This is a genomic window from Parendozoicomonas verongulae, from assembly GCF_009711465.1.
Lineage (GTDB): Bacteria > Pseudomonadota > Gammaproteobacteria > Pseudomonadales > Endozoicomonadaceae > Sansalvadorimonas > Sansalvadorimonas verongulae.
In genome coordinates this window covers 1-13254 of the sequence record NZ_SMME01000772.1, presented here as the reverse complement: position 1 = coordinate 13254, position 13254 = coordinate 1, and the positions used below count along the sequence as shown (strand labels likewise).

The 13254-nt window shown below is 49.2% G+C and carries 15 protein-coding genes and 1 pseudogene; 7 read left to right on the top strand and 9 right to left on the bottom strand.

The features are described from left to right. Nucleotides 1-448: 448 nt before the first annotated feature. From E1189_RS26210 to E1189_RS06250, 3 genes and pseudogenes are all read right to left on the bottom strand, one after another. Nucleotides 449-691, bottom strand: a pseudogene (locus E1189_RS26210) (transposase); the annotation flags it as partial. Between the two features lie 50 nt (nucleotides 692-741). After that, a complete protein-coding gene (locus E1189_RS06255) occupies nucleotides 742-1713 on the bottom strand; it encodes a tyrosine-type recombinase/integrase (protein WP_230460216.1) in 972 nt (323 codons plus the stop codon). A gap of 136 nt (nucleotides 1714-1849) precedes the next feature. Continuing rightward, nucleotides 1850-2602, bottom strand: coding sequence for an ankyrin repeat domain-containing protein (locus E1189_RS06250; protein WP_155159182.1), 753 nt, complete (start codon nucleotides 2600-2602; stop codon nucleotides 1850-1852). Between the two features lie 341 nt (nucleotides 2603-2943). On the opposite strand from E1189_RS06250, the gene E1189_RS06245 reads away from it, so the two are divergent. The 3 genes from E1189_RS06245 (at nucleotide 2944) to E1189_RS06235 (ending at nucleotide 4741) form a co-directional block, all read left to right on the top strand. Beyond that, entirely contained in the window at nucleotides 2944-3474 is a 531-nt protein-coding gene (locus E1189_RS06245) for a GNAT family N-acetyltransferase (RefSeq protein WP_329601921.1), read from the top strand. Nucleotides 3475-3745: 271 nt separating this feature from the next. Further along, complete coding sequence (locus tag E1189_RS06240; RefSeq protein ID WP_155159180.1) at nucleotides 3746-4060, top strand: CBU_0592 family membrane protein; 315 nt, start codon at nucleotides 3746-3748, stop codon at nucleotides 4058-4060. Nucleotides 4061-4087: 27 nt separating this feature from the next. Then, nucleotides 4088-4741: a GntR family transcriptional regulator gene (locus E1189_RS06235; protein ID WP_155159179.1), complete on the top strand. Its 654-nt coding sequence runs from the start codon at nucleotides 4088-4090 to the stop codon at nucleotides 4739-4741. A 69-nt stretch (nucleotides 4742-4810) separates the two neighbouring features. Here the strand turns inward: E1189_RS06235 and E1189_RS06230 are convergent, their stop codons facing one another. From E1189_RS06230 to E1189_RS06205, 6 genes are all read right to left on the bottom strand, one after another. Beyond that, a complete protein-coding gene (locus E1189_RS06230) occupies nucleotides 4811-5467 on the bottom strand; it encodes an energy-coupling factor ABC transporter ATP-binding protein (protein WP_155159178.1) in 657 nt (218 codons plus the stop codon). After that, a complete protein-coding gene (cbiQ, locus tag E1189_RS06225; protein WP_155159177.1) occupies nucleotides 5464-6198 on the bottom strand; it encodes a cobalt ECF transporter T component CbiQ in 735 nt (244 codons plus the stop codon). Before cbiQ ends, E1189_RS06230 begins: the two co-directional genes overlap by 4 nt. Beyond that, nucleotides 6195-6749: an HI_1622 family ECF transport-associated protein gene (locus tag E1189_RS06220; RefSeq protein ID WP_155159176.1), complete on the bottom strand. Its 555-nt coding sequence runs from the start codon at nucleotides 6747-6749 to the stop codon at nucleotides 6195-6197. Before E1189_RS06220 ends, cbiQ begins: the two co-directional genes overlap by 4 nt. 2 nt (nucleotides 6750-6751) lie before the next feature. Continuing rightward, on the bottom strand, nucleotides 6752-7360 hold the full coding sequence (gene cbiM, locus E1189_RS06215) for a cobalt transporter CbiM (RefSeq protein WP_155159175.1): 609 nt from the start codon (nucleotides 7358-7360) through the stop codon (nucleotides 6752-6754). 9 nt (nucleotides 7361-7369) lie between these two features. Next, the gene (locus tag E1189_RS06210) at nucleotides 7370-8155 is read right to left on the bottom strand and encodes a DUF4198 domain-containing protein (RefSeq protein WP_155159174.1); all 786 of its coding nucleotides are present in this window, start codon (nucleotides 8153-8155) and stop codon (nucleotides 7370-7372) included. A gap of 89 nt (nucleotides 8156-8244) precedes the next feature. Next, nucleotides 8245-8778, bottom strand: coding sequence for a dihydrofolate reductase family protein (locus tag E1189_RS06205; protein ID WP_155159173.1), 534 nt, complete (start codon nucleotides 8776-8778; stop codon nucleotides 8245-8247). Between the two features lie 207 nt (nucleotides 8779-8985). Here E1189_RS06205 and uvrD point away from each other — a divergent pair, with 207 nt between their 5' ends. From uvrD to E1189_RS06185, 4 genes are all read left to right on the top strand, one after another. Further along, nucleotides 8986-11169 (top strand): DNA helicase II, encoded by a 2184-nt coding sequence (gene uvrD / locus E1189_RS06200; RefSeq protein ID WP_155159172.1) that lies wholly within the window; start codon nucleotides 8986-8988, stop codon nucleotides 11167-11169. A 143-nt stretch (nucleotides 11170-11312) separates the two neighbouring features. Then, nucleotides 11313-12047 carry a HipA family kinase gene (locus tag E1189_RS06195; RefSeq protein WP_155159171.1) on the top strand — a complete coding sequence of 245 codons (735 nt, stop codon included), beginning with the start codon at nucleotides 11313-11315 and terminating at the stop codon, nucleotides 12045-12047. Next, nucleotides 12044-12859 carry a DUF3037 domain-containing protein gene (locus E1189_RS06190; RefSeq protein WP_155159170.1) on the top strand — a complete coding sequence of 272 codons (816 nt, stop codon included), beginning with the start codon at nucleotides 12044-12046 and terminating at the stop codon, nucleotides 12857-12859. Before E1189_RS06195 ends, E1189_RS06190 begins: the two co-directional genes overlap by 4 nt. Before the next feature lie 113 nt (nucleotides 12860-12972). Then, a partial coding sequence (locus tag E1189_RS06185; RefSeq protein WP_196221259.1) for an FMN-binding negative transcriptional regulator occupies nucleotides 12973-13254 on the top strand: 282 nt, incomplete at its 3' end.

The following is a 13254-nucleotide window of genomic DNA, read 5'->3' as shown; positions in this document are numbered from 1 at the left end:
TTCAGGCTCATTTCGTATTGGAGAAGACTAAATGGGTGGGAAGATAATAGCAAGTGCTATATTTCTTGATTTTGGTATTACCGATGCTATCACGGACAAACACAGACAGTACCCATCAAGCTTTGTTATCCCAATCAAAAAAAGAAAATAGATTTGTGCCAATTTTCATATAACGAATAAGGATAGATCGCGCGAAGCCGCGATCTTATCCCATTGTTGAACAAGCCCGGATTTGACAGGCCTTATTGAGACTCTATTGCAAATTGGTATTTGAACGGATGGAACTATGAAAGGTTTTCCGGCGATTCAATTTTTTCAGGGTGAGCGCAATCCAGCTGCCACTTAAGCTCTGCGGCAGCCAGGGTGGATGAGTGTCTGACAGCGGTTCATTCTCCTCTATTGTGACTGATGGCTCACTGTGCTGAGCCTCCTGCCCCTTTATCTGTCTTTATGTCGGTTTCAGATACTGGCGGGCTATAGTCTTCATCGCCTCACCGCAGTGTTTACAGTAAAAAACGGGCCGAACAACGGGTTCTGTTATCGATAACCTGACGTTCAGTATCAGCTGTACCAGTACTATCAGTTTTTTGGCATTACTGTGTAAAAGCCCGTAATTGCGAACCCGCTGAAACCCTCTCGGCAGAACATGCTGCAAGATCAACCACAGAAAGTCTTCTCCCGGGAGTGTTTGGGTATTCCGGAAACATCCGGCCACTGATTCCAGAAACATTCGGCCGGTCATTACGGGCCATTCGACACCCCTGGCACTCTTGCAGTGTCAGGCCTTCTGACGGTGTATGAACACCTCCCCGTTTTGGAAGGCGTGAGTGAGAGGTTATCAATCAGGGCGTTGATCGTCTGACTGGCATCCTGTTGGGTCACTTCTGTCAGCCGGGTATAGAGGGCCGTAGTTTTTGGACACATATGCCCCAGATGATCCTGAATCACCCGCAGGTTAAGACCACTCTCGAGCATGTGCGTGGCAAAGCTGTGACGCAGGGTATGGGTGCTGACCTTTTTGTTGAAACGGGATTCCTGAACCCGCTGCTGTACCATTTTCTGGATGCCCCGGCGATCCATAACGGTTTTGGCGTAATGGCGTTCTTCATCCGTTCTTCCATCCGGGAAGATAAGTTTGGGATTTCGGTGGGTTTTCCAGTAGTGGCGGAGAGCGACAAGTGTTCGCCTGGGCAGCGGGACGAAACGATCCTTGCCTCCCTTGCAGTGACGCAGGTGAACATCAATATCATGAATAGTCAGATTGAGGGCTTCACCAAGACGGAGCCCCATGCTGTAAACAGTGAATAGAAATATCTTGTACCGGTATTTGTGGGTGCCACGGATCAATGTGGCCACTTCTGTCTGTGTGAGAACATCGGGTAAGCTGCGCACAATCGGTGGCTTCACTATCTCGATAAAGTTCCACTCCCGGCCAAGGATATGCTTCCAGAAAAATTGCAGCCCGTTACGGTCGGTTTTGACGGTGCTCCAGGAGTGGGTTTTGACCAGATCAGCAAAGTAGGATTTCAGATCATCCGGTGTCAGGCGATCCGGGCAGCAATCAAAAAAAGCAGCTATCCTGCGCAGCGGGCGGCTGTAGAGATCCAGGGTGGACTGACTTTTGCCTTGGAGAATCAGGGCCGTTCGGTGTTTTGGTAAAGACGATCGAATCGGGCTTGTTCGTTGCGATTCATCAGTGTGACCTCTCCTCAATCCGCTCCATTATGGCGCGGTTGGGGAGAGTTTTAGAAGAAACAGCCTATCGGGTTATATTCGCCGCGTAGCGGCTTGGTTCAACGAATAAGGTTAAGGATCGCCAAGCCAGAAAAGCTATAGCTATGTGGTGCTATTACTTTGAGCTGTGGTGCAATCTGAGAGCGGAAAACGCTCCTAATAAAGGCACTTCTTCACTAGGGGGGTGGGTTGTTACTTGTTTGAAAGCCTTGGATTTACGTGTTGCCTGCTTGAGTAGATTAGTGATTATTGTATACCTGTCATACATGGCAGGGTTTGTTCTTCTGTACAAAGGTCTATTCTTTTTTGCTACGCTCAATGGACTTTTGTTGGAAAACCAAAACCGCCTCAATGTAATAAGTGGGTCAGCACCGGCATTAAGCAAAATCTGAACCACCTCGGAATGGCCATTCTGAGCCGCTTGATACAAAGGTGTGCGACCTTTCCATGTTTGATTAACCTCTACCCCTGCGTCCACTAAAATCTGAACCACCTCGGAATAGCCATTCTGAGCCGCTGGAAACAAAGGTGTGAGCCCTTCCCATGCTTGATTAAGCTCTGCCCCTGCGTCCACTAAAATCCGAACCACTTGGGAATGTTGATTCTGAGCCGCTTGATACAAAGGCGTGGCACCGCTCCATGTTTGATTAAGCTCTGCCCCTGCCTTCACTACAATCTTAACCACCCCGGAATGGCCATTCTGAGCTGCCATAAAAAGACCGTGAACAGGCATGCCAGACACTCCAGAGATAAACTCTTCGTTAACCTTAAAATCACCTTGATCTAAAAAATACTGCACCACATCCACATTACCTTCACGGCACGCAGCCAGAAAATCGTGCTCATTATATTTATTCTTCAGAGTCATAGTCAGGTCTGCTCCAGATTCCCCTGCGGCCAGAGTGTTTACACCAAACCCTAAAGACAGGAGGAAACAACTGGCGTAGAAGAATCGCTGCCTCTCATAAACCCCTAACACAACTCACCCCATAAACCGCCATAACAAAAGGGATAGAAGGTATGGCAATCAACAAGGAAGATATCAAGTTATTCGAGCTCTAATGTCTGACAGACTAAGGCGACAGTGGTAGCCGAGGGAGTCATGCTGGATTCAAGCGCCGGAAATAGCACTCTGGTCAATGATTCGTGATGGATGGAGACGTACACTGCGGTTGTGTCCACTTTTGCGGCAATAAAAAGGAAAATAAAGTGTTCAAATTAACCGTTGATGAAGACATTTGTTTATATCTGGAACATGAATCCTTTGCACCCAAGTACTACGAGCTGGTCAATAAAAACTACGATTACCTGTCCCAATGGCTTGCGTGGCCTGCACACTGCAAAACGGTAGACAGCTACAAGGATTTCGTAAAAGGGTCCCTGAAAAGGTACGCAGAAAATAAAGGTATGAGTTGTGCGATAGAGTACAAAGGAACAATTGTTGGCAACATTGGGTTTAACGCCATTCACCACAATCTCAAGAAAACTGAAATTGGTTATTGGCTTTCAGAGTCTCATCAGGGCTTTGGAATTATCACCAGGTCATGCCGCTTCTTGATTGACTACGCCTTCACAACTCTGGGTATGGAGAGAGTACAGATTAGTGCGGCAAAAGATAATCTGCCCAGTCGGGCTGTGTGTGAACGTCTGGGAATGAGGTTAGAGGGAATTATCTCCAACTGTGAAAAGGTTGGTGACAGAGTTTTGGACCATGCTGTATACGGTATTCATAAGCAGTAGTTAGAGTTGCTATACATGCAGATTGATGCGTACACCTCTTAAAGCTAATCCACCGGCTTCAGCCGGTGGATATTCAGTTAAACAGGCTGTTATCCCTGCTTATCAGGCGGCCTGCGCTACACCTGCAACTGTTGCTTCCTTTGCCTTCCATATGTGTACTAACCCCTTAAACTGAAAAGCAACTGATATGTCAGTGATATGTAAATGGTATGTCCATTGTTCCTTATGAGGTTTGACTTGCATCAAACAAACCAGAGAGGCGCATCCGTTAATGTCTGAGTGTTCGATTCGGCATGGTGCTGAACGCCCAAATGAGGAATGGGAAGTGGACCCCTACGATGTAACTGGTGTTGTGGGTGTTGTGATCTATCTGACACCGTTTGTTTTGGTGCAACTGGGAAGGATGGAAACTGAAGAATTACGGTATTCGCTGTTAAACCTCGGAGGTGCGGTGTGTTTTCTTATATCATTGACACACACTTTCAACCTGGCTTCCTTTGTCAACAATATTGTTTGGGTTGTTTTCAGCCTGGTAGGTATCGTACGTACTGTGCGGGGCCGCCGAAAAGTGCTGGTTGCAGGTTGATTTAATCGTTTGTTTTTTTGGGAATTTATGAGCTTGGAAGTATCTCTTACAGAAGCAGCCTGTGAGCAGTTGGAAAGAATGATTATTTTTCAGAAGTTAGCCCCAGGGGCTATGTACTCTGAAAAAAAACTGGCTGAAGCTGTAGGTATGGGGAGAACCCCGGTGCGGGAGGCTTTGCAAAAACTGGCCTGGGAGCAGATGGTGGTGATTCATCCCCGTCGTGGTGTTCAGATCCCTGATATCACTGTTGAGAATCAACTTAAACTGCTGGAGGTTCGTCGTCCGCTGGAGGCGTTGTGTGCGAAGCTGGCAGCGGAGCGTGCAACCGCAGAACAAAAGCTAAGAATGACCGAGTTGGCCGTGGGGATTTTACAGTGTGCCGGTGAAGAAAACGAAAAGCTGTTTCTTGAGTACCTGCGTGGGTGTCATGATGCTCTGGTGGACGCAGCCCGTAATGAATATATCAGTAAGGTCATGCGTCCGTTGCAAGGCCCGTCACGGATTTTCTGGTTTCGTCACCAGCACCCGTTGCAGCATGTAGAAACGGTGCACCCGGCTCAGCTTCACGCAAATATTATGAATTGTGTGGCCGATGGTGATGCAAGTGGTGCGGAAGCTGCTTCCCATGCACTTGTCGAATACCTTCGCCAGTTTGCCGTAGCGTGTTTACACAGAGCATAATTCTCGTTCATATTCTGGGGCCTTGTGTACAACCTCTGAAGCACTCAATATTCCCTGTGTGAAAATGGATCAAGCGTCCACTAAACAACCGCCTTCCACTCTTAGGGAACGGGTCGCCAGCTGCCCATGAAACTCATCATCATGGGCAATGCAGATCATCGCCTGCGGCAGTTCCAGCAGAATCTGGATCAGCCGTTCGCGGGTCGGGTTGTCCAGAGCGTTTGTAGGTTCGTCCAGCAGCAGAACCTCCGGCTCCATTGCCAGCACAGACGCTAAAGCCACAAGCCTTTTCTGGCCGCCGGAGAGCTGCCAGGTAATCCGCTCTTCCAGCGCTTCTATTCCTAACTGCTTGAGAACTGTGCGGGCCTGTGCCTTTGCCTCTTCTGGTTTCATGCCCTGATTGAGCGGGCCGAAGCACACTTCTTCCAGCACGGTTGGGCAAAACAACTGATCGTCAGAATCCTGAAACAATAAACCTGCTCGCCCACGGTATTTACGAAAATCCTTCTCGTTGCTCATGGATTGGCCAAACAGTTTTATGGTTCCACTGTCGGGTTTTAGCAGCCCCATAACCAGCCGAAGCAACGACGTTTTCCCGGAGCCGTTAGGGCCAAGCAATGCGATCCGCTCACCACTATAAAGATTGAAAGAGGCGCCCTGAAACACAGGTGCTTGTTCACCATAGGAGAAATGAAGGTCTTCAACCTGAATCAGCGGTGCACTCATAAAAACTGAACTCCAAGAAAAGCACCGCATACTCCGGCATTAAAAATAAGGAAGGCTGCATCAGCCCAACCCATGTGGGATATTGTCATCACATGCCAGCGGCCATCAAACCCACGGCAGCGCATGGCCTGTAGCATCCGTTCGGCTCGGTCGATACTGCGGATCAACAGTGTTGTATAAACCCAGGCCAGTGTTTTCCAGCTTCTCAGGTTAAAACCCGCGTGAAAGCCTCGGGCTTTGAGAGCGTTTTGCAGAGTGTGATATTGCTTCTGCAGCAGGTCGAGGTAGCGCACAGTAAACAATAAAAGCGCAACCAGCTTTTGTGGGCAGCGCAGTTGGTACAGGGCATGACCAAGGTGTGCCGCTTCCATACCGCTGATGAGTGCCTGCATGATAAGGATGGCTGCGTTAGCTCTAAGTGCCAGTTGAACCGCGCGTTCAAGTCCGGGCTGCGTTGCGTGAAATCCTAACACTGTAAACACCGTCTCACCGGGTATCTGAAACGGCACCAGCAACAACATAAAAACCAGAAAACCGTCGATGGCGAGAATGCGCTTTACGGCTTTTGTCAGTGTTATGCGAGAAAAACAGATAACGGCAATAGCTGCGATAAGGACCATACCAACAAGTAGTGACAGGCTGCTAACTGCCATGGTTGTTCCTGTAAAGGAAAAGGCTGCCAGCAGGCAGGAACGGGGGTCGAGGCGATCAACAGGTAACAGCTGGTTCACTTGTTCTTTTTTCTGGAAAGATAAAATGCCGCGAAACCTGCCAGTCCGAAGATGTAGCCAATAGCGCCAAGAATATCCTGGTAGTAACGCTTTTCCTGCAGCTGCTCGATCTGTTTGCGCAGTGGAACCAGTTGCCGTGCTACGGCTCGGTCTACTGCCTGATCAACCACTGAAGCCAAGTGCCCGGAGCCTCGGGGTGTTGGTTTTGAAGTGTCTTCAGCGGGAGGGGATGTTGAAGTTCCACCCATCTCTTCCGCAGTAATGGTGTACTCCGCCACATGCCCCTGGGAGGCATTTGCGTGAATGGTGTATTGAGCTGGTGTAAGAGACTGGAAGGTGAATGAGCCGTTGTCGTTTGCTTTGGTGCTGGCAATCACTTGCCCATCCTTAAGCAAATCAACAGCAGCTCCCCGAGCCTTTCCTGCGCCCACAAAGTAAGCTTCACCCTGAATAACCGGGCCTTCTGCCGTGGCAAATATCTTGAACTTGTGAGCCCAGGCCGGGCTGGCAGACAGCACCAGAGCCAGAATGGCAATGCATCGTTTCATCATAATCAAACGGCTTTGAGTCCCAATACAGAAGGGCGAACCTGATAAAGCATGGAGGTTGCAAAGGCCGACAGCACACCTTCAATCACCATAATAGGAATGTGAGCAAGGAATACAGCTTTGGCTCCCGTGATAAACTCATCTCCACTCAAGGCGAGTGATGTGGCCACCATCAGGGTTGTCAGCCCAAGAGATAAGACTCCGGCAGCAAACCCGACAACCGATGCCTTCTTTCGGGAGCAATTCTTCAACAAGGGGCGTAAAAGATGACCGGTGATGACCGCAGGCAGTGCTATATTCATCACATTCACGCCCAACACAAACAGTCCGCCAAACCCGAAGAACAGCGCCTGTAAAATCAAACCTGTAAGAATGGCGGGAAAGGCCAGCCACCCCAGCACCAGCCCCAGCAATCCGGTAAACACCATATGCACACTGGACGGGCCAACGGGCACATGAATCAGGGAGGCGATAAAGAACATGGCTGCGAGCACAGCAGTTTGGGGCAGCTTCTCTTCCGTCATCTGTTTCAGGCCAGTGGCACAACCTGCTGCTGAAACAGCAGCACCGGCTATCAGTACCGGTGCAGACAGAACTCCATCAACAATATGCATATAGCTCCTCTACTTCATATCTCGGGCGTGAACCCAGAGCACGGCATCGTCTTCCAAAAGAACCTCTTTCTTATGACCGTCAGTTCCCTTGATTGTGCTCTTTTCCTGAATCAGGGCCGCAAATCCCCACCATCCTGCACGGGGAAATGAGTAGGTGAACTCTCCATTGGCATTGGTGATAACCACCTGATTGAGATAAGCATCTGCGGGAATGGCGACCTTATCCGTGTTGCGGAATTCAATTTCAACGGTTGCGCCGGGCTGAGGTTTGCCGTTATGGATGACAACACCGGTAAAGCTGCCGCCTGTCCACAGGGCATAGGGGCGCGTTAAAGGAATGATTTCACTGGGCAGACCAACGGGTTGGTTCCAGCCTTCGCCAGCACCGTAGGCATCAACAACAACTTTGGTGTTCTGGCGAATATAAATGTTTTCTGCAGGCTCAAAATACGGAGCTGGCTGGAGGTAAAACTGGTAAGTGCCGGGACGTTTCACCTTGTATTGCAGGCTGTAGGATTCCTTTCTTTTGTAGATTGTAGGAATCAGGCTATTGAGTAAATTCTCCTTCTCCCCATTCACCATAACACCCGCTGCCGTCGGGACACCCATGTCCATAACTGGTCCCCCCTCCATCGGGTGAGTGAAGAGAATATCGAAGTTCAGCGTGTTTCCCGTGCTTTTGGTTACAACCGGCGTTTGGGGAATCATCTCCTGAAAATGAGCAAAGCTCGTCTGGGAAACGCCCAAGATGAAAAGGCCAAAAGCAGCTGTAAGCGTGCGAAGGGAAGAGGCCATGGCAGGAATCCGACTACAAAAATCACCAGAGATTATACAGCTCACAGAAGGTTGGCTATGAGGGAAAGTGTCAGGTATTAAAGGAAAGCTCAGGGCTTGCGGTGATACCGGCTTTTCAAAAGACCATTCTGGAATACTTCGGTATTGATATGTTCAAACTCCATATGGGCACCGAGTGAGCCGAATAATTGTGTACCACCTCCCAGTAAGATAGGCATCTGGATAAGTGTTATTTCATCCACAAGGTCTTCCGAGAGAAAACTACGAATAACCTTACCGCCATCAATATAGAGGCGGGTCAGTTTTTTCATTTTCATGGCACGTACAACTTCATGAGGGGTACCGGCGAAAATGTCGACTCTGCCTTCCAGGTTCTCAGGAACTTCTTTCAGGGTTTTGCTCAACACAAAGGTCGGCTTGGAAAAGGGCCACTTCGGGGAAGACTTAAGAACCGCCTCAAAGGTCTTTCGCCCCATCACCAGCCCATCTATGCGCAGCATAAACTCCATAAAGCCGTAATCCAGATTGTTGGGGTTGGGAGGGTCAGTAAGAAAATTCAACCCGCCGTCACGGTCGGCTATATATCCATCGAGGCTGATACCGATGAAAATTTTTACGGACACAAACACCTCCCTGTGTATTTATGATCTTGCTGGCAGATCATTTCACTATAGAAGATGTTTGCCGTTAAGTGAGCCAGAGAATGGTCCGGGTACTTAATACTCTATACAGCACCGCGAGAACATCGGATAAACACCAGCGGCGGTTTTCGTTACACTTGTCCGTCAGAATTATTTGCCACCTTTTTACCGGAGCCACTGACTAGAGCTATGGACGTCACCGCAATTCTCGACTCTCTGAACGATGCTCAACGTGAAGCTGTCACGCTTCCCCTTAGCTCTTTTCTTGTGCTGGCGGGGGCTGGCAGTGGCAAAACCCGTGTACTGGTTCACCGGATTGCCTGGTTGGTGCAAACGGAAGGGTTGTCTCCCTGGTCCATCATGGCAGTCACTTTTACCAACAAGGCTGCGGCGGAAATGCGGGGCCGTATCGAAGAAATGCTCGATATGCCTGTACGTGGCATGTGGGTTGGCACCTTCCACGGCTTGGCTCATCGACTGCTTCGTGCTCACTGGAAAGAGGCGGGGTTGCCAGAAAACTTCCAGATTCTCGACAGTGATGACCAGCTGCGCATCGTTAAACGTATTATGAAAGCCATGGGGTTGGACGACACCAAGTGGCCTCCCCGTCAGGCTCAATGGTTTATCAACGGCAAAAAAGATGAAGGCCTGCGCCCCCAGCATTACGATCCCGGCCATGATCTGTATGAGAAAACCATGCACACCATTTACTGCGCCTACGAGGAGCAATGCCAGCAACTGGGCGTGGTGGATTTCGCGGAACTGCTGATGCGTTCCAACGAATTGTGGCTCACCAACACCCAGCTTCGCGACCATTACCGTGATCGTTTCCGCTATGTGCTCGTGGACGAGTTCCAGGATACCAACGCCGTGCAATACGCCTGGCTGCGTAACCTGGTAGGCGACAGCGACAATATGATGGTGGTAGGGGACGACGACCAGTCTATCTACGGCTGGCGTGGTGCGAAAATTGAGAATATCCACAACTTCTCCCGCGACTTCAGTAACGCCAAAACCATCAAGTTGGAGCAGAACTACCGCTCCACCGGCACCATCCTGAAAGCCGCAAACACTCTGATTGCCAACAACCCGGATCGTCTCGGCAAAGACCTGTGGACCGAAGGTGTGGATGGCGACCCTATTCGTGTGTACTCCGGTTTTAATGAGGTGGATGAAGCCCGCTTTATCAGTGATCGCATTCAAAGCACCGTTGATGGCGGCATGGCGCGCAGTGATATCGCCATCCTGTACCGCTCCAACGCGCAATCCCGTGTACTGGAAGAAGCTATGCTGCGCTGTGGTATTCCTTACCGCATTTATGGTGGCCAGCGATTTTTCGAGCGAGCGGAAATCAAAAACGCTATGGCGTATCTGCGCCTTTCCAGTAACCGTGACGACGACACCTCTCTGGAGCGTGTTATCAACGTGCCACCTCGCGGCATTGGTGATAAAACCGTGCAGGCTATTCGTGACGTGGCCCGTGAAGCCAATGTCTCTATGTGGCGTGCGGCCAAACAGATGATCAGCCAAAAACTGCTCACCGCCCGTGCTTCTAACTCGGTGGTAGCCTTTATCGAAATGATTGAAGGTTTGTCGTCGTCTGGCGAAGACCTGCCACTTCATGAGTTTGCAGATCACGCTGTGCAAATCAGTGGCCTGATCGAGATGTATAAAAAAGAGAAAGGCGAGAAGGGCCGTGCCCGTATCGAAAACCTGGAAGAACTGGTGTCTGCATGCCGAGAGTTTGATCCGGAAGAGGTGTTCGACGACGAAGAGCAGGAAACGCTCTCACCACTGGATGCCTTCCTTGCCCACGCTGCACTGGAAGCCGGTGATAAGCAGGCCGACCAGTTCACCGACAGTGTGCAGATGATGACCCTGCACTCGGCCAAAGGTCTGGAGTTTCCACTGGTGTTTCTCGCTGGTATGGAAGAAGGGCTGTTCCCTCACAAGATGTCTATGGAAGACCCGGACGGTTTGGAAGAGGAGCGTCGTCTTTGCTACGTGGGCATCACCCGCGCCAAAGAACATCTCTACATGACCTACGCCGAAAACCGCCGCCTTCACGGTCAGGACACCATGAACCGCCCATCCCGCTTCCTCCGGGAAGTACCAAGGGAGCTGATGGACGAAGTACGACTGAACGCCAGCATCAGCCGCCCGGTTACGGCAACGTCCCGCGCAGTTCCCAGCGCAGACGTGCCCGGCACTAACCTGCGTTTAGGGCAGCGTGTATACCACGAAATGTTTGGAGAAGGCGTAGTGCTGAACTTTGAAGGTCAGGGAGCACAGGCACGGGTGCAGGTGAACTTTGATACCGAAGGCAGTAAATGGCTGATGGTGGCTTATGCCAAGTTGGATGCGCTTTCTTAAAGCGTGTTTTTGGGTGTAGGGGCACTGATTCCTGATCATGGGAGTCAGTGCCTTACCCACAACGACCTTGTTATTGACATAGAAAGAAAAAGAGCAAAGTCTACTTCCCATGTACTTCTTGCCCTTTCAGGGAGACGGCCGAGTTGGTTCAGCGCATACAGATTGATGAAGTAAGTGAAAAACTTATTCAGGGGAAAAGTGGAGTACACCTTTGCTGTGGTGATGATGGTCATAATTATTATGTCAAAGGCTATCAGGTTGAAAGGTTTGATCAGGCAAAGGAGTGGATATGTGCCAACTTGGCCAAAGCATTTGGGTTGCCGGTAGCTGACTTTTGCTTGGTAGATGTAGATGAGTACCTTTATCAAAATCTCAAGGAGAAAAGGCTGAGAGATCTTGGGTTTGGAACCTGTTTTGCCTCTCGTCAGGTTGCCTATGCCAGTTGGCCTGGAGCGAACGAAATTCTAACTAAAGTGTCCATACCCTTACAGGCGGATATTCTGGTTTTTGACTGGTGGATCAAGAACTTTGATCGAACTACAGTAAACCCAAATTTGCTTTGGGTACCCCATGAGGAGAGGTTAGTGGTTATCGATCACAACCTTTCCTTTGACCAAGAGGAAGGTGAGGTTTTTTTCTTTAACTCTCATATTTTCAAGGATGTTAAAGGGCAAGCGTTTGGCCACTGGGTGGCAGCTCAGGAATATCAGGAGCGTATGAAGAAAGCTCTTGAGGCCTTTCAGCCTGCTGTCGATACTATAAATGAGGTTTGGCAATGGGAGGATCTTGAGGAATCTCGCCCATTTAGGCTAGACTCCCAAGCCCTTTTGACCATGTTGGACAAGTACAAAACCCCAGAATTTTGGAGCATGAAATGAATAAGTACGCTTGCCGTTATGCCATTGTGCAATTCATGCCCTACCCCGAGACTGGGGAGTTCGCTAATGTGGGTATTATCACAGCTACCCCTCAAAAGAATCTGTTTGCTTTTCAGCTTGAAACTCAAAAGACCAAGCGATATACCGACTTTTTCAATCATCTGGATCGTAAGGTATACATTGGGGCCATTAAAGCTCTTCAGGAAGAATTGGTCTTTCTTGAGCGAGCGGTAGTTAATGGGAAAATTACGGCGCAAGCAGCCTTTGATACGATTGTGCGCCCACTTGATACTTTGTTGCGTTTCAGCCCAGAGCGCGTTCGGATGGTTAAAGATACTGACAATGTGGTAGCTCTTCTATTTGAGCGCTTCGTTATGCATGACTTTGCAAAAACGGAAGGCTATGAAACAAATTTGCAGAGGCGTGTCGGCAAGTTTGTAAGAGACTTGCAGCTCAAGAATCCTTTCAGAAAACAGCGGCTGGGTACTGACCTTTTTCATGTGAAGATGCCTCTGGTTCAGGATTGTGATAGTTACTGCAGGATTATTAACCCTCTGTATCTAAACCAAACAGAGCCTCAGAAAATAATTGAACATGGCAACCTTTGGGGAAGTAAGCTGGAGACTTTGTTGACTCTTAAAGCTCTCCCTGGAGCGAGTGATATTTTGATCCCGGTTGAACAGCCACAAAAGTGGGATGATGATCATTTTCAAGCATGGAGCATTGTGAAGGGCAAGCTGGAAAATTATGGTGAGCTTGTACCGGTTAGTGATACCAAAAGTATTGCCAGGTTTGCCTATAAGGAAAAATAATCTTTAGCTTAGGCTTGAGGTAGAGTGGATATTTCTGTATTACCTGCTTATGTGACACTGGTCATGTAAGTGGGCTGTGTCCCTTTTCCTTACTGATTATCTCAAAAATAAAAATGCACATTCCTCCAAAGTTCAAAGAAACCAATCCGAGTATACTGCACCAGTTTATTCGTGAAAATCCACTGGGAACACTGCTCACCTCCCACAGTAATTCACTTGACGCAGACCATATCCCTTTCCATCTGCATCATTCGGGAGATGGTCAAATAGTGCTTCAGAGTCACATAGCGAAAGCCAACACCCTCTGGAAAACTTGCTCCGATGGTCAAGAGGTTCTGTTGATATTTCATGGTCCCAACGCTTATATAGTGCCTGTCAGAAAACCCTCAAACCCT